The organism is Shewanella sp., from assembly GCF_047975355.1.
Taxonomy (GTDB): domain Bacteria; phylum Pseudomonadota; class Gammaproteobacteria; order Enterobacterales; family Shewanellaceae; genus Shewanella.
On sequence record NZ_JBKEDJ010000006.1, the window covers coordinates 171337 to 187372 of the forward strand.

Annotated in this window: 15 protein-coding genes; 6 read left to right on the forward strand and 9 right to left on the reverse strand. The window is 46.4% G+C overall.

Annotation, left to right across the window (positions count from 1 at the left end; translation table 11 throughout):
* Positions 1-9: 9 nt before the first annotated feature.
* The 6 genes from tolA to motY all read right to left on the reverse strand — a co-directional run bounded on the left by tolA (position 10) and on the right by motY (position 6478).
* Positions 10-1032, reverse strand: coding sequence for a cell envelope integrity protein TolA (gene tolA, locus ACK5NH_RS03470; protein WP_416917811.1), 1023 nt, complete (start codon positions 1030-1032; stop codon positions 10-12).
* Positions 1033-1467, reverse strand: a complete 435-nt coding sequence (tolR, locus tag ACK5NH_RS03475; RefSeq protein ID WP_416917812.1) for a protein TolR — start codon at positions 1465-1467, stop codon at positions 1033-1035.
* Positions 1467-2153: a protein TolQ gene (gene tolQ / locus ACK5NH_RS03480; protein ID WP_416917813.1), complete on the reverse strand. Its 687-nt coding sequence runs from the start codon at positions 2151-2153 to the stop codon at positions 1467-1469. The genes tolR and tolQ overlap by 1 nt, the downstream gene beginning before the upstream one ends.
* On the reverse strand, positions 2143-2544 hold the full coding sequence (ybgC, locus tag ACK5NH_RS03485; protein ID WP_011626519.1) for a tol-pal system-associated acyl-CoA thioesterase: 402 nt from the start codon (positions 2542-2544) through the stop codon (positions 2143-2145). Before ybgC ends, tolQ begins: the two co-directional genes overlap by 11 nt.
* A gap of 170 nt (positions 2545-2714) precedes the next feature.
* Positions 2715-4898 carry a prolyl oligopeptidase family serine peptidase gene (locus tag ACK5NH_RS03490; protein WP_416917814.1) on the reverse strand — a complete coding sequence of 728 codons (2184 nt, stop codon included), beginning with the start codon at positions 4896-4898 and terminating at the stop codon, positions 2715-2717.
* A 710-nt stretch (positions 4899-5608) separates the two neighbouring features.
* On the reverse strand, positions 5609-6478 hold the full coding sequence (motY, locus tag ACK5NH_RS03495; protein WP_416917815.1) for a flagellar protein MotY: 870 nt from the start codon (positions 6476-6478) through the stop codon (positions 5609-5611).
* A gap of 142 nt (positions 6479-6620) precedes the next feature.
* Between motY and rnt the strand changes: the two genes are divergently transcribed.
* Positions 6621-7289 carry a ribonuclease T gene (gene rnt / locus ACK5NH_RS03500; protein ID WP_416917816.1) on the forward strand — a complete coding sequence of 223 codons (669 nt, stop codon included), beginning with the start codon at positions 6621-6623 and terminating at the stop codon, positions 7287-7289.
* A 74-nt stretch (positions 7290-7363) separates the two neighbouring features.
* On the opposite strand, the gene ACK5NH_RS03505 is transcribed toward rnt, so the two are convergent.
* The gene (locus tag ACK5NH_RS03505; protein ID WP_011623136.1) at positions 7364-7969 is read right to left on the reverse strand and encodes a peroxiredoxin; all 606 of its coding nucleotides are present in this window, start codon (positions 7967-7969) and stop codon (positions 7364-7366) included.
* 369 nt (positions 7970-8338) lie between these two features.
* Here ACK5NH_RS03505 and ACK5NH_RS03510 point away from each other — a divergent pair, with 369 nt between their 5' ends.
* Complete coding sequence (locus ACK5NH_RS03510) at positions 8339-9658, forward strand: Na+/H+ antiporter family protein (RefSeq protein ID WP_416917817.1); 1320 nt, start codon at positions 8339-8341, stop codon at positions 9656-9658.
* A 73-nt stretch (positions 9659-9731) separates the two neighbouring features.
* Here the strand turns inward: ACK5NH_RS03510 and ACK5NH_RS03515 are convergent, their stop codons facing one another.
* Together ACK5NH_RS03515 and upp are read right to left on the reverse strand one after the other, a co-directional pair.
* Positions 9732-10397, reverse strand: a complete 666-nt coding sequence (locus tag ACK5NH_RS03515; RefSeq protein ID WP_416917818.1) for an RDD family protein — start codon at positions 10395-10397, stop codon at positions 9732-9734.
* Positions 10398-10613: 216 nt separating this feature from the next.
* Positions 10614-11240 carry a uracil phosphoribosyltransferase gene (gene upp, locus ACK5NH_RS03520; protein ID WP_416917819.1) on the reverse strand — a complete coding sequence of 209 codons (627 nt, stop codon included), beginning with the start codon at positions 11238-11240 and terminating at the stop codon, positions 10614-10616.
* Positions 11241-11567: 327 nt separating this feature from the next.
* Here upp and purM point away from each other — a divergent pair, with 327 nt between their 5' ends.
* The 4 genes from purM to ACK5NH_RS03540 all read left to right on the forward strand — a co-directional run bounded on the left by purM (position 11568) and on the right by ACK5NH_RS03540 (position 16005).
* Positions 11568-12605, forward strand: coding sequence for a phosphoribosylformylglycinamidine cyclo-ligase (gene purM / locus ACK5NH_RS03525; protein WP_011623139.1), 1038 nt, complete (start codon positions 11568-11570; stop codon positions 12603-12605).
* The gene (purN, locus tag ACK5NH_RS03530; RefSeq protein WP_011623140.1) at positions 12605-13249 is read left to right on the forward strand and encodes a phosphoribosylglycinamide formyltransferase; all 645 of its coding nucleotides are present in this window, start codon (positions 12605-12607) and stop codon (positions 13247-13249) included. The genes purM and purN overlap by 1 nt, the downstream gene beginning before the upstream one ends.
* Positions 13250-13387: 138 nt before the next feature.
* The gene (locus tag ACK5NH_RS03535) at positions 13388-14134 is read left to right on the forward strand and encodes an HAD-IIA family hydrolase (protein ID WP_011626525.1); all 747 of its coding nucleotides are present in this window, start codon (positions 13388-13390) and stop codon (positions 14132-14134) included.
* A gap of 197 nt (positions 14135-14331) precedes the next feature.
* On the forward strand, positions 14332-16005 hold the full coding sequence (locus tag ACK5NH_RS03540; protein WP_416917820.1) for a M28 family metallopeptidase: 1674 nt from the start codon (positions 14332-14334) through the stop codon (positions 16003-16005).
* Positions 16006-16036 lie beyond the last annotated feature (31 nt).

The following is a 16036-nucleotide window of genomic DNA, read 5'->3' on the forward strand; positions in this document are numbered from 1 at the left end:
GGGACTCCTTTAATTAAACGTTGGTTCAACGATTAAGTTAATTTCTTTCATCAAGTTATAAACCGCAGGATCCGGAGATACTGGTAACTTGCCCGCTTTTAAGATCGCCGCTTTTGCTGCACGACACACATTAGGATCGCCGCCTTGCGTCTGACTACTGATCACAAAACCATCATTGGCTAAACGCACAGAAACGGTACAGGTTTTACCACGCATCGATTCGTCAACCACCAGGTTACGTTGAATCGTCGATTTAATCATGGCGGTATATTTACCCACTTCCGTTTGCATTTGCTTATTCATGGTTTGCGATAACGCGGCCTGCTCGGCAGCTAACGCATCGGCCATTTCCTGCTCCTGTTGGGCACGGGCTTTGGCTTCAGCATCGGCTTTTGCCTTAGCTGCGGCTTTTGCTTTCGCTTCTGCATCGGCCTTGGCTTTTGCCTCCGCTTTGGCCTTAGCATCTGCCTCTGCTTTCGCCTTGGCTTCAGCTTCCTTCTGCTTACGATCGGCCTCGGCTTTCGCGGCAGCGGCTTCTTCTACTTTGCGTTTTTCCGCGGCTTTTTGAGCGGCATCTTCAGCAAGCTTGCGTTCCTGCTCTTTCTGCTTGCGATCGGCTTCGGCTTTTTGCGCTTTTTCCTTTTCCTGTTGCTGCTTCACCTGCGCGGCTTTTGCAGCATCATTGGCCTTTTGGGTCTCAATTTCCTGCTGCTTACGTTCTTCAGCCAGCTTCTTCAGCTGCGCTTGTTCTCGCTCACGGGCTTGCTTCGCTTCCTGTGCCTTGCGTTCAAGTTCGGCTTGGCGCTCACGCTCGCGGCGCTCAGCATCGCGCTTTTCCTGCTTAAGCTTTTCAACTTGATTAGCCACTTTTTGCTGATCAACCATAACAGCTTTTACTGCAGGGGCGCTAACTTGTTGCACAGGTTCAGGTTTATGGGTGAAATCTATGCCTATGGCCAGAATAATTATCACGCCAATATGAATACCTGCTGAAATTGACAGAGGTAATGCAACATTTGAATTATCCGCCACCTATTTCTCCTTGGGTGAGTCCGTCATCAAACCGACTGAGGGAACACCTGCCTGCTGCAGAGTTACCATCAGTTGGATCACGTTATCGTAAGGAATACTTCTATCGGCTTTGACCACCACTGGGCGCTCAGGCTCTGTCACCATGATCGCGGCCACGGCGGTGGCTAATTCTTCCAATTCCATCTCTTCGTTATTGGAACCGCCCTGATTGAGGAAATAAGCACCGTCGGCATCGATAGATGCAACAACCGGCGGCTTACTGTCCGCAGGCAAGACTTCGGCCGCCCCTTGAGGCAGTTCCACTTTCACCCCTTGGGTCACTATCGGCGCTGTTACCATAAAAATGATCAACAATACGAGCATGACGTCGATGTATGGCACAACGTTGATTTCAGCAACAGGGCGACGACGTTTACGCTGATAAGCTCCTTGCATTATGCGCCTTCCTTCTCACTGTACGCTTGGCGATGCAGGATGCTAGAAAACTCTTCCATAAAGTTAGCGTAACCAATTTCCAGCTTTTCAACCTGAGTGGCAAAACGGTTGTAGGCGATAACCGCTGGAATTGCCGCAAACAGACCCATTGCCGTTGCAATAAGCGCTTCTGCAATACCTGGTGCCACCATGGCGAGTGTGGCGTTTTCCATTGAACCGATAGCGATAAATGAATTCATAATACCCCATACCGTACCAAACAAACCGATATAAGGGCTAGTCGAACCAATGGTTGCCAATAAAGGTAAGTTGGCTTCTAACTTTTCTAACTCACGGGATAAAGTCACACGCATGGCACGCGAAGTACCATCCATCACTGCATCAGGCACTTTACTATTTAATTTATTTAGACGTGAATATTCTTTAAAACCCGTCACAAATAATGACTCCAAGCCAGTATTATCTGGACGAGCCGATAATTCTTTATACAGACGATTTAAATCAACGCCTGACCAAAATTTATCTTCAAACTTTGCCGATTTACTTTTTGCAGATGTCAATAAGCTACGGCGTTGTAAAATCACCGTCCAAGACATTACAGACAAGCAAAGTAAAGTGAACATCACAAATTTCACTAATAAACTGGCTTGTAAAAATAACCCGACAATCGACATATCAGCTTGCACTGTCAAACTCCTGCACAATATTTAAGGGGATAGCTCGGGGCCGCATTCGTGATAAGGCAACACAGGCCACGAGCACTGTGCCTTCACAATAACAGTCTCCCTGATGATCAACCAACCGTTGATGAAATACCAACGAGGCCTTTTTCAACTCTATGACCTTAGTTTCTACAATAAGGTTCTGTTCAAAACGCGCGGCTTTTTTAAAATCCAATTCCGCCCGCTTAACTACAAATGCCGTATCATCGGCTAACAGTGCAGTCTGACTTACGCCTAAGGCTCTTAACCATTCGGTTCGCGCCCGCTCAAAAAAATTGAGATAGTTCGAATGATAGACAACGCCGCCTGCGTCGGTGTCTTCGTAATAGACTGAAATGGGCCAATTAAACGTCATTTGAAATCAGCAAATTTTGGTTGAAAAATTGACGCTTACTATACCTAGGGAAACAAGACTTGTGAATGACCCGACGAAGATATAGATAGGGATAGCGCGGGTTTCAGCGCAATTGAGGGATTTGTAAATAACAATGGGGTCAAACGACCCCATTTCATTAACATAGTTCGCTATTTTGCGAGGGTTTGCGGCAATGTCAGACCAAAGCTTTGCCACAGGAAGCTGTAAATGTCGGCAAACTCGTCGATCTTCATCGCCGTTGGTTTGCCCGCACCGTGCCCTGCATTGGACTCAATGCGCATAATGACGGGTTTATCGCCCTGCTGCTTCTCTTGCATCATGGCAGCAAACTTAAAGCTGTGTAGCGGCACCACGCGATCGTCGTGGTCAGCCGTCATCACCATAGTTGCCGGATAAGCCTGTGCTTTAACATTATGGTAAGGCGAGTAAGCCAATAACGCGGGGAATTGCTCAGCGTTGTCAGCACTGCCGTATTCACTGGTCCAAGCCCAGCCAATGGTGAACTTGTGGAAGCGCAGCATATCCAGCACACCCACGGCCGGTAACACGGCGGCAAAGAGTTCTGGACGTTGAGTGACCGCAGCGCCCATCAACAAACCACCGTTACTGCGACCATAGGCACCTAACTTAGTGCTGTTAGTGTATTTTTCGTTGATTAGGTATTCGGCCGCCGCAAAATAGTCATCAAACACATTTTGCTTCTTATCGAACATCCCGGCTTGGTGCCAGCTTTCACCGTAATCCGCGCCGCCACGTAGGCTTGGTACGGCGTAAATGCCGCCCATATCTAACCATGCAATGTTGGCAGGACTAAAACGCGGTGTCATTGAAATCGCAAAACCACCATAGGCATAGAGTAGCGTTGGGTTTTGACCGTTCTTCACAAGGCCCTTCTTGTAGGACAGCATCATAGGCACGCGCGTACCGTCCTTGCTGGTGTAGAACACTTGCTCAGACACATAGTCATCGGGATTGAACGACACCTGCGGCTTAGCGACCACAGTCGACTCTGCGGTTTTAAAATCAAACTTATAGGTTGTTTCGGGTTGAATATAGCTGTTAAAGACATAGTAGAAATAGTCTTTGCTCGCTTTACCGAAAGGACCGGCGACATTTCCCTTACCAGGTAACGTTACATCCTGACGCTTTTGTCCGCCCATGCTGAAAATCGATAACTGTCCCAATACATCGTGCAAATAACTCACGACTAAATGGTCATTTATCATGGCCACTTTATTAATAGGATCTTTCGATTCAGGAATAATGGTTTGCCACTGGGATTTATCGCTATTACGGGTATCAATCGCAATCACTTTACCATTTGGCGCATCTAAATCGGTCTTGAAATAAAACACTGCGCCATCATTGCCTAAAAACTCATATTCCGCTTCGAGGTTAAGGATTAATTCCACCACTTGAGCTTTAGGTTCAAACAGTGATTTATAGAAGAAACGATTACGCTTGTCTGTGCCCTGCGAAATCGACAACAGTAAATATTCGCCTTTCTCTGACACATCGATGCCGAATCCCCAATCTTTATTTTGTGGGCGTTCGTAAATCAATAAATCTTGACGCTGATCTGTGCCTAATTTGTGGTAATACACTTTTTGATTAAAGTTCACATCGGCCAGTAAATCACCGCCCGCAGGCGCATCGTAACGGGCATAGAAAACCCCTTGGTTTTCCTTATCCCACACGGCGCTGGAGAATTTAATCCAGTTGAGTTCATCTTTAAGTTTTTTACCCGTGGCAATATCGATAAATTGCCATTGTTGCCAGTCAGAACCCGACTTTGACACACCATAGGCTAAAATCTTGCCGTCATTACTGACAGAAACGCCGGAGAGCGCCACAGTACCATCGGCTGAAAAACCATTAGGATCCAGTACAGGTTTCTCAACGCCGTCTTTGCCTTTTACATAGAGCACCGATTGCGCTTGTAAACCATCGTTACGGTAGTAAAACTGATTATCACCATTCTCGAAAGGGGCTGAGATTTTCTCGTAATTCCACAGCTCGGTGATACGGTCAACCACGGTTTGCTTATTCGGAATTTTTGCCAAGTATGCTTGACCAAAAGCTTGCTGCTCTTTAACCCAGCTTTCTGTTTCGGGCGTGTTTTCTTCAAGGTGACGGTAAGGGTCCGCTACCGCAACACCATGAATAGTGTCGACTAGGCTGTCTTTTCTCGTTTCAGGGTAAACCAATTTATTCGCGCTGACTTGCTGTGCAGCAGCTTCTTCTGGCGTATTGCCACTCTGACAGGCGGCCAACGCCATGCCCAATGTGGCCACTAATAAACCTTGCTGGGCAAGGCGAAATCTTAATGCCATCTTTTATCGTCCTTTTAGTGATTTCCGGCTTAACGCTCTTTTGCAGCAAGTACTATACAAGCAAAATTTTTCATGGCAATGCCGCAACAAAAGATGAGGTTTTCTATCGGAGATGCAAGATTTAACAAAGTGGTAGCAATGATCAGTTTATTGAAGTGTATTTTTATGCATAAATTTTGACTGACAAGTTGTTAATCAAGCTAAATAGTGACTTAAGTGAGCTAGTTCACTTAATCATCCATTAGTTTTGCTAATGTGTCTTGGCAATTTTTCTCGTTTGTTTGAGCCCTTGGGACACACTAGAATGTGCTTGTTTTCAGGAGATATCCGCTAGCGGATATGGAAAACAAAGAACTTTTAAACTGATGTCTTTTTGAGTACGTCAGTTCATCCCTGGTTCTTATGCTTGACTTCCTTCCTTCAATTTGTTGATTGCAAATGCATTTTTTGCGGCCCGCTTAGATTAAGCGGGCTTTTTTTTTATCTTGGTCCAAACGCTCGGCAATAACTGGACTGTTCTCCGTCTTTTTTTGTTACATAAAAATCCGCTACTCGCCCATAAAAGCACCGCACTAGGCGTAGCACTGCACTTTAAATAGGCAGAGAACGTTAGCTCCCGATGTAACTAACACCAATACAGCACATTAAGAAACAACAATGCCAAGTGCTTAGACTTGGCATTGAAAGTTAAACTTCTGTTTTGGCTTGAATTAGAGTGGCTTGCTTATCCGGATAACAACACGACGGTTAAGTCCCCTCTCCTCAGTATCGTCATTTGACGCCACATGGCGACGTTCGCCATGGCCTACCGTGACAATCCGATCCTGTGGAATACCACTGGCAACAAAGAAATCTTTGACTGACTCAGCACGTTTGTCCGACACTTTTTGGTTAACGGAGCGACCACCATAACTGTCGGTATAAGCATCGACTAACACCAATTCCACATCAGGATCGTAAGATAAGTATTCCTGAATGCGGGAAAGTTGCTGCTGTGAGAAGCGGGTTAAATCCGTTCCGCCTTCGTCATAATTAAGTATGGTAAAGGCAATATCTTCGAAGCTATAGGGCAATAAATGCGACAAACATGCCTTAAACTCAGCATATTTACGGCCAAAATTGGCCGCAGACAAGCCTACGGCAATTTTATTGGACTCATCATACCAATCGGCATAGTAAAATGTCGGCTCCATACCACGGCTTAGCTCGTTTAACATGGACCACGCGGCGCGTTTAGGCACTTCACCATTAAAATACTTTTGGTAACGTAACGAAGTGATTTCTTTCGATACCACCCCTGGCCGCCATTTCGGCGCTCTACTCATCAGCTTAGCTTGGGTGACTTGATCGGGTTTCACCCACATATCTAAGGTGAAATTTAGATTTAATTGCTTTCCCGCTTCACTGGTAAAAATCGCTTTACCGTAGGAAGGAATATCATGTTCAAGACGGCACACAATGGGGCTGTTTTGACTGACTCGCCATTGGGATTCTCCCAAAGAGGCCACATAGTGGCGCAACTCTGCCATTGCAGTTGCTGGAACGCATAAAATTGATACTAATATCAGTTTTCGCCACATCGCCCTTACTCGTGTTTATTCGGTTACGAGGTTTTATCGGCAAACTTTTTAGTTCCTTTAGCTCATAAAACCACCAATCAAACATGACACATCCTAGTACATTAAGCATAATAGCGCCCTGTGATTTTTCTTGGGTACTTTAATGAGCGATATTAGCGACGCAAACAAATTGAAACACCGATTTCGAGGCTATTTTCCGGTTGTGATAGATGTCGAAACGGCGGGCTTCAACTCTCAAACCGATGCGTTGCTGGAAATAGCCGTCACGCTGTTAAAAATGGATGATGAAGGTTTGCTTGGCATTGATAAAACTCTGCACTTCAACATTGAACCCTTTGAAGGCGCAAACTTAGAACCCGAAGCGCTGGCCTTTAATGGTATTGATCCAACCAATCCATTGCGGGGCGCCGTCAGCGAAAAAGAAGCCTTTTTGGAGATTTTCAAAGCCGTTAAAAAAGCGCAGAAGGCATCCGATTGTCACCGCAGTATTATTGTGGCGCACAATGCAGCCTTCGATCATGGCTTTGTGAGTAAAGCGATTGAGCGTTGTGACTTAAAACGCTCCCCCTTCCACCCTTTTGCGACCTTTGACACTGCGACACTCGCGGGATTAGCAATTGGCCATACGGTACTGGCGAAAGCCTGCATTATGGCGGGTATTCCCTTTGATAATAAAGAAGCCCACTCAGCACTCTACGATACCGAGCGCACGGCTGAGCTGTTTTGTTACATAGTCAACCGCTGGAAGAGTTTAGGTGGCTGGCCATTATTAGCCGCTAAAGAGCCAGATGATGCGGACAGTGAGAAATAAGCATTAATGCTTGCCAATACGCCATTAAAAAAGCTGCCCATGGGCAGCTTTTTTATTAAACGAAGATCCGTAAATTACAGAGAGCTTGCGTTTTCAGCTAAGTAAGCCGCAACACCTTCAGTGCTTGCGTTCATACCTTTGTCGCCTTTTTCCCAACCAGCTGGGCAAACATCACCGTGCTCTTCATGGAATTGCAGTGCGTCGATCATACGCAGCATTTCGTCAACGTTACGGCCTAATGGCAGATCGTTAACCACTTGGTGACGTACCATACCTTCTTTGTCGATCAGGAATGAACCACGGAAAGCCACACCAGCTTCTGGGTGCTCAACATCGTATGCTTTACAGATGTCGTGTTTAACGTCAGCCACTAAAGTGTATTTCACTTGGCCAATACCACCTTTTTCTACTGGGGTGTTGCGCCATGCGTTGTGAGTGAATTGAGAATCGATAGACACACCGATCACTTCAACACCACGCTTAGTGAACTCTTCCATGCGGTGATCGAAAGCGATCAACTCTGATGGACAAACGAAAGTGAAGTCAAGTGGATAGAAAAATACAACCGCTGGCTTGCCTTTGATGGCCGCAGTTAAGTTAAAGCTATCTACGATTTCGCCAGAACCTAATACAGCTGCAGCAGTGAAATCAGGAGCCGGACGGCCTACTAATACGCTCATTTTATATCTCCATCTATGAGTTGAACTAACTATAAAGTAAAACATCCCTCAAACACGCTTGCGCTTATTTGCACGAGTGTATTTGAGAGCGCTTACCAATCAAATCTTTAGGCATTATAAGTCGTGCGTTTTGCCTTACAACCTATTTAAGACCAATATCACATTTTTCAAGGGCATTTTGACACTACTGCTTAAGGATAGAGCAATCTGGACGAGTGGTAAGCGTTGTTGAACACATTCATCTAACAGTAAAAACCCACCCAATTCACATTTTCAGTTATTTTTCAGATAAAGCCGCCGTAAACTGGACAGACACGGCCTTTGCAGTCGAAAATAGTCCCTTTGGTTTACAGAATTAAGATATTGTCTATGAATGCAGTCGTTATTGCTGTGTGTTTGATGTTAGTCCTCAGTTTAGCGAGGGTGAATGTGGTTGTTGCGCTCACAATCAGTGCCCTCGTTGCCGGTTTAGTGGGGGGGATGGATCTGCATCAAACGATTGATGCCTTTAATACGGGGTTAGGTGGCGGCGCGCAAATCGCCCTCAGTTACGCCTTACTCGGAGCCTTCGCCGTAGCATTATCCCATTCAGGCTTAACGACACTGATCTCAAACTCCATCATTAAAAGCCTAGGTAAGGAACCTAATGCCACCAACACCAATTGGGTGCGCTGGTTACTGTTGTTATCTTTGCTAGTGATGTCGATGGCGTCGCAAAATATTCTGCCAATTCATATCGCGTTTATTCCGATCTTAGTGCCACCACTACTACATGTGATGACCAAGCTGAATATCGATCGCCGTTTGGTAGCCTGCGTGTTGACCTTTGGTCTCGTGACCACCTATATGATTTTACCCGTAGGTTTTGGCGGCATTTTCTTAAATGATATTTTGCTTTCTAACCTTACCAGTAATGGTTTAGTCGCCGTGCGCGAGCAAATTCCGCCAGCCATGCTTATCCCTGCTGCCGGTATGGTAACAGGTTTACTATTTGCCGTATTTGTAAGCTATCGCAAGCCGAGGGTTTACGATGAAGCTAAGGTACTGACTGCCGAGCCCGAAGAGACTCTCAATAAGCGTAATATTGCTATCGCCGCAGTAGCTATACTTGCAACCTTGTTTGTGCAGCTTGAGACTGATTCGATGATCTTTGGTGCCTTAGTCGGCTTTATGATCTTCAGTTTTTCTGGCGCACTTAAACACGTAGCCGATCAAGATATTTTCACTCAAGGCGTGCGCATGATGGCCAATATTGGCTTTATCATGATCTCAGCCGCGGGCTTTGCTGCAGTAGTGAAAGAAACCGGTGAAGTCGGCACATTAGTTTCGTCATTAAGCACTTTGATTGGCGACAATAAAGCCCTCGCCGCCTTCTTGATGTTATTAGTCGGCTTGCTAATTACTATGGGTATTGGCTCATCTTTCTCGACCATTCCGATTATCGCGACCATTTATGTCCCATTGGCCCTAAGCTTTGGCTTTTCCGTACCCGCCACAATCGCGTTAGTCGGTACTGCCGCGGCACTGGGTGATGCTGGCTCGCCGGCGTCAGACTCAACACTTGGCCCGACGTCAGGTTTAAATGCCGATGGTCAGCACGACCATATTCGCGACAGCGTGATCCCAACCTTTATTCACTACAACATCCCCTTGTTAGTGTTTGGCTGGATTGCCGCCATGGTTCTTTAAGGCTTAGACTCATGAGCGTTAACATAAAAAAGCGTGGATAATTCCACGCTTTTTTATTTGCTAGGCACACAAGTCAGGTACGAATAACGACCGTCCCAGCTAAATAATCGTGAATAGCCCTGTTTTTTTCATTAAATAACATGGTAATGATTTCGAGTAGATGCCATATAAGGAAAGAGATACTTAAACTAATGATGGTATAAAGCTTCCAACTCGACATATCTTCTGTAGTCTCAAGCGGGAAAAATACACTGAAAAACACAAGTAAAATTAACATGATGATGGGAACACAATCCCTTAATAGCGCTTGATTAAGACTAATGGCCCCTTCAGTTTTATAGTCAACTACCTTGATATCAAAGATCATTTTCCCAAATGTTTGACCATAAAGGGTATGGAGCAGCACGGAATACAATGCAAATTTCCAAGTATCGAAATAACTTAACGCGACTTGGAATACAGGCGCTACGTGTGTAATCGCAGCTACAATAATCACAGAACAAATACTGATGATTACGCTATCGATTATGGAGGACCAAAATCGAGGACAAAACGTAGCGTATTTTTCTAATTCCGCTTGTTTATCCATGACCGATTTAACCTCAGGATCCTGAAGTTTTAGCGAGATAAGTGCGTCAACCTCTGCCGCTCTATCAGGATATTTGTCCCTATTGATATTCCTTTGGACATCAATCAGTTCATCCAAGGTGTAGTTGTTATAATTTGGAACAACATCCATTAAATGCATTCTCCGTGCACATTTGTATTTACCTCAACCAAAATCAATGATTAACGCTAGGCATGTCTTTAAACGCAGAAAAATAGCATTGTCACTGTTTCAACTCAACAACTCGTTAACACCCCAAAGTATCAAAACTCAAGAGTTTTTAGGTAAAAGCACATAAAAAAGGGAGCTAAAGCTCCCTTTTTTAATGATAGGAATTAAACCAACAGATTATTTAGTACCAAAAATCTTATCACCCGCATCACCTAAACCAGGCAGAATGTAGCCCTTATCGTTCAAGCACTTGTCGATAGCAGCGGTATACAGCTCTACATCTGGGTGCGCAGCTTCTAAGGCTTTAATCCCTTCAGGCGCAGCAACTAACACTAGGGCTTTAATTGACGTACAACCGCGTTTTTTCAGTAGGTCGATAGTCGCAATCATAGAGCCGCCAGTTGCCAACATAGGGTCAACGATCAGGGCGATACGCTCGTTCATGTCGCTGGCCAGCTTTTCAAAATATGGCACTGGCTCTAAGGTTTCTTCGTCGCGGTAAATACCTACAACCGAAATACGCGCACTTGGAATATGCTCAAGTACACCGTCCATCATGCCTAAACCCGCACGCAAGATAGGCACGACAGTCACTTTTTTGCCCTTGATCTGATCCACTTCAACTGGACCATTCCAGCCTTCAATCGTAACAGTTTCGGTTTCGAAATCTGCGGTAGCTTCATAGGTTAACAAGCTGCCCACTTCGGCGGCTAGCTCACGGAAACGTTTAGTGCTAATGTCACCTTCACGCATCAGGCCGATTTTGTGACGCACTAACGGGTGTTTAACCTCGACAACTTTCATTTTTCTCTCCTACTGTTGTTCGCGAAATATCTTAGGCAAATTTTTCAGATTTTAGATGATTTGTTTATTGGGTAAAACATAAAGTTTTGCCATTCGAGCTAATCGTGAGCAATATCCCAAGAATTATTGCCTATCGCTTAAGATGCGCCCATTCATCTACTATTTTATGACCAATCGCAGGATAGAAAATGTGAAATATCCCCCTGTGAAGCTAAAAATACTCCCCGCAAGTCGATAAATCCAAATCATGGCTTTCGACCCCTAGCACAAGCTGGTAGAATACCGCCGCATAAAAATCCAATAACGATGTACCCGAGAGGATCCTCCGTGAGCACTCCTACCCCACTGAGCTATAAAGACGCTGGCGTTGATATTGATGCTGGTAATGCACTGGTAAGTAACATTAAAGCGGCTGTTAAACGTACCCGTCGTCCAGAGGTAATGGGCAACTTAGGTGGTTTTGGCGCATTGTGTGAATTACCCACTAAATACAAGCAACCTGTTTTAGTTTCAGGCACCGATGGTGTTGGTACTAAATTGCGTTTAGCTATCGATTACAAAAAACACGACACAGTCGGTATCGACTTAGTGGCCATGTGTGTGAACGACTTGATCGTTCAAGGCGCTGAGCCGTTGTTTTTCCTCGATTACTACGCAACAGGCAAGCTCGATGTAGAAACAGCAACCTCTGTTGTTAACGGCATCGGCGAAGGTTGTTTCCAATCTGGTTGTGCGTTAATCGGCGGTGAAACCGCTGAAATGCCAGGCATGTATGAAGGCGAAGATTACGACCTCGCAGGTTTCTGTGTGGGCGTGGTTGAAAAGGCCGACATCATTGACGGGAGTAAAGTGGCTGCGGGTGATGCGCTGATCGCCTTAGCCTCAAGCGGTCCTCATTCAAATGGCTATTCATTAGTTCGTAAAGTATTAGAAGTCAGCCAAGCGGACCCTCAACAGGATCTCAATGGCAAGCCATTGATCCAACATCTGTTAGAACCAACCAAAATTTACGTTAAATCATTGCTCAAGCTGATCGAAGCATCGGACGTGCACGCAATGGCGCATATCACTGGCGGCGGTTTCTGGGAAAACATCCCCCGCGTACTGCCTGAAAACTGCAAAGCCGTTATCCAAGGTGATTCATGGCAATGGCCTGCTGTTTTCAATTGGTTAATGGAAAACGGTAACATTGCAGAATATGAAATGTACCGCACCTTTAACTGTGGTGTCGGCATGATTGTTGCGCTGCCAGCCGATAAAGTCGATGCCGCACTGGCACTGCTCGCCGCCGAAGGCGAACAAGCTTGGCTAATCGGTGCTATCGCTGCTCGCGAAGGCAATGAAGAGCAAGTGGAGATCCTGTAATGCCCCAAAGCTGTCGTGTAGTTGTATTAATTTCCGGAAATGGCAGTAACCTGCAAGCCGTTATCGACGGTTGTGACGATAATCTGCAGGCCGAAGTTGTCGGAGTGATCAGTAATAAACCCGATGCCTACGGTTTAATTCGCGCCCATCATAGTGAAATTGATACCAGCTGCGTGATTGCTCATTCAGGTGAATCTCGCTCTGATTACGATGCACGGTTAATGGCAACAATTGAAAAGTACCAACCCGACTTGATCGTGTTGGCCGGATTTATGCGTATTCTGACCAACGATTTTGTGAATCGTTACTTAGGACGCATGATCAATATCCACCCTTCGTTGCTGCCTAAATATACCGGATTAAACACCCACCAGCGCGCCATTGATGCCAAAGACACTGAACACGGCGCCAGTGTGCATTTTGTCACGCCAGAGCTGGATGCAGGCCCGGTGATTTTACAGGCAAAAGTCCCTGTTTATGAGGATGATACCGCAGAGATGCTCGCCGCTCGTGTCCATGAGCAAGAGCATGCGATTTATCCTTTGGTGGTGAAATGGTTCAGCCATCAGCGCCTTAAAATGCAGGACGGCCAAGCCTATCTCGATGGCACCTTAATCGGACCTAACGGCTACGCCCCCGATTAAACACTGCCTCGCGAAAAAAAGAGACCTTAAGGGTCTCTTTTTTTCGCCTTGTCATACAAAATCATTGTTTTCTCGCCTAATGTGGCATTAGATAAGCTAACGAAAAGTGATTTTGTTCGGCATACAAGAGACTATTAGATGAAAAATATTATCTGCGATATCGATGGTGTACTCCTGCACGACAATAAGCTGATCCCCGGCAGTGATAAATTTATCCACCGCGTTCTCGACCAAGGCAATCCCCTCGTTATTCTGACCAATTACCCAGTACAAACGGGTAAAGATCTGCAAAACCGCCTCAGCGCCGCCGGGATAGACGTACCAGAAGAATGTTTTTACACCTCGGCCATGGCCACCGCCGACTTTTTAAAGCATCAGGAAGGCAGTAAAGCCTTTGTGATTGGCGAAGGCGCCCTCACCCATGAGCTCTACAAAGCAGGATTTACCATTACTGACATTAATCCCGACTTCGTGATTGTCGGTGAAACCCGCTCCTATAACTGGGATATGATCCATAAGGCCGCCGGATTCGTCGCCCGCGGTGCCCGTTTTATCGCCACCAACCCCGACACCCACGGCCCCGCTTACAGTCCAGCCTGCGGCGCCCTGTGTTCACCGATAGAGCGTATTACTGGCAAAAAACCCTTTTATGTGGGTAAACCCAGCTCGTGGATTATCCGCTCCGCGCTCAACCATATCGACGGCCATTCCGAAAATACAGTGATTATTGGCGACAATATGCGCACCGATATTCTGGCGGGTTTTCAAGCAGGGCTTGAGACCATTCTGGTCACCAGCGGCGTGAGTAAGCTTGAAGATATCGATAAAGAGCCTTTCCGCCCGAATCATGTATTCGCCTGCGCCGGCGATATTGATGTGGTTTAATCCTTAAATCGCCCGATTCTCAGCACCTTAGCGTGCTGAGAACCACAACAGACTCGATACGGTAAAGCAACATTAAGTAACATTTTTCCCCTTGGCTCTCCCTTGTCCACCAATAGCGCTTGCTTCATGATAAGGCGCGACATACCCCTTTGATATATGCGTGAAACACGCCCTAAAAACAACAGTAGGATTAACCTATGCGACGTTTGTATCCTGTCTGCGCGCTAGCCATGCTCAGCGCCTGCAGCCCTAATTCGGCCCAGCCCGATGCTAACAGCAGTGCAGCACTGAAACCCGTGCAAATGAATGAAACACGCTTTAGAGACGATATTAAAAATCTTTCCTCCGATGAGTTTGAGGGCCGCGCCCCCACCACCCACGGTGAAAAGCTCACCTTAGACTATCTGTCTAAGGCCTTTGCCGAAATGGGACTCAAAGGCGCCTATCAAGGCAGTTTTTTACAACCTGTACCTATGGTGAGTTATACCGCCTACGATGCGCAGCAAATCAGCTTGGCAGGATTGCCGTTAACCTATCGCAAAGATATCGTCTTAAACAGTCGTCACGATAATGGCGGCGTCAATATCGAAAACGCGCCCTTAGTGTTTGTTGGCTACGGTGTAAATGCGCCGGAATATGGCTGGAACGATTACCAAGATGTGGATATGAAAGGCAAAATTGCGGTGATCCTTGTGAACGATCCCGGCTTTGCCCGCCCTGACTCTGGCAAGTTTAACGGTAAAGCCATGACCTACTATGGTCGCTGGAGTTACAAATTTGAAGAAGCCAGCCGCCAAGGCGCACTCGGTGCGTTGATCATTCACGATACAGAGCCTGCTTCTTATCCTTGGTCCGTGGTTGAAAACAGCTGGACCGGTGCGCAGCAGGATTTAGTCCTCAGCAAAGCCGAGCAAGACAGTCGCGTGCAAGTCGAAGGCTGGTTAACCTTAGATGCTGCAACACAATTATTTGAAAAAGCGGGTTTATCCCTACCAACGCTGATGGCGCGCGCCGCCGATAGCCCCATTAACTTACCCCTAGAGCAAACGGCCAACATCGCCTTTAAAAACAAAGCCGAATACGCCAACAGCTATAACGTCGTCGCCACGCTTCCGGGTACTAAGCAGGCAGATGAGCAAATCCTATTTACTGGGCACTGGGACCATATTGGCAAAGATGACAGTAAAGAAGGCGATAAGATTTACAACGGAGCCATGGACAACGCATCGGGCATTGCGGGCATTTTAGAAATCGCCAGACAGCTGGCCGATAACGCTAAACAGGGTCACGGCTTAGCTCGCTCGGTGACCTTTATCGCGACGACGGGTGAAGAGCAGGGTTTACTCGGCTCACGCTATTACGCCGCCAACCCTATCTATCCCATTGATAAAACCGTGGCAGTGCTCAACTTAGATAGCACCAATATCTATGGAAAAACCAAGGACTTCACTATCGTCGGTAAAGGCAAGTCCGAGCTTGAAAACTACTTAGTCGATGCCGCCAAACAGCAAAACCGTATTGCTTTGGGTGAAAAGAATCCTGCATCGGGCGGTTTCTTCCGCTCTGATCACTTCAGCTTTGCCAAACTTGGCGTGCCTGCGGTTTTTGCTGGTGGCGGAAGCGAACCCATAGATGCCGCAACAGCAAGCTATAAGACTCAAATGCAAGCCACCATGAAGGGCTGCTACCACAATGTCTGCGATGAATACCGTGAAGACTGGGATCTGAGCGGTGCGATTCAAGATCTCGAAGTTTACTATCAGGTGACTCGCACCTTAGGTAACAGCCAAGATTGGCCAGGCTACTATCAAGGCACTGAGTTCAACAGCCTGCGTCCTGCCAAAACGGAACTTGCCACGGCCGCAAAGTAAGCACTTGAAAACGATTCATCGCTAAAACATC

What these genes read in the sequence shown, in the direction of transcription:
- tolR (WP_416917812.1), bottom strand. Translation starts at nt 1,467, where the DNA reads ATGCAAGGAGCTTATCAGCGTAAACGTCGTCGCCCTGTTGCTGAAATC.
- ybgC (WP_011626519.1), bottom strand. Translation starts at nt 2,544, where the DNA reads ATGACGTTTAATTGGCCCATTTCAGTCTATTACGAAGACACCGACGCA.
- ACK5NH_RS03490 (WP_416917814.1), bottom strand. Translation starts at nt 4,898, where the DNA reads ATGGCATTAAGATTTCGCCTTGCCCAGCAAGGTTTATTAGTGGCCACA.
- motY (WP_416917815.1), bottom strand. Translation starts at nt 6,478, where the DNA reads ATGTGGCGAAAACTGATATTAGTATCAATTTTATGCGTTCCAGCAACT.
- rnt (WP_416917816.1), top strand. Translation starts at nt 6,621, where the DNA reads ATGAGCGATATTAGCGACGCAAACAAATTGAAACACCGATTTCGAGGC.
- ACK5NH_RS03505 (WP_011623136.1), bottom strand. Translation starts at nt 7,969, where the DNA reads ATGAGCGTATTAGTAGGCCGTCCGGCTCCTGATTTCACTGCTGCAGCT.
- ACK5NH_RS03510 (WP_416917817.1), top strand. Translation starts at nt 8,339, where the DNA reads ATGAATGCAGTCGTTATTGCTGTGTGTTTGATGTTAGTCCTCAGTTTA.
- ACK5NH_RS03515 (WP_416917818.1), bottom strand. Translation starts at nt 10,397, where the DNA reads ATGGATGTTGTTCCAAATTATAACAACTACACCTTGGATGAACTGATT.
- upp (WP_416917819.1), bottom strand. Translation starts at nt 11,240, where the DNA reads ATGAAAGTTGTCGAGGTTAAACACCCGTTAGTGCGTCACAAAATCGGC.
- purN (WP_011623140.1), top strand. Translation starts at nt 12,605, where the DNA reads ATGCCCCAAAGCTGTCGTGTAGTTGTATTAATTTCCGGAAATGGCAGT.
- ACK5NH_RS03535 (WP_011626525.1), top strand. Translation starts at nt 13,388, where the DNA reads ATGAAAAATATTATCTGCGATATCGATGGTGTACTCCTGCACGACAAT.
- ACK5NH_RS03540 (WP_416917820.1), top strand. Translation starts at nt 14,332, where the DNA reads ATGCGACGTTTGTATCCTGTCTGCGCGCTAGCCATGCTCAGCGCCTGC.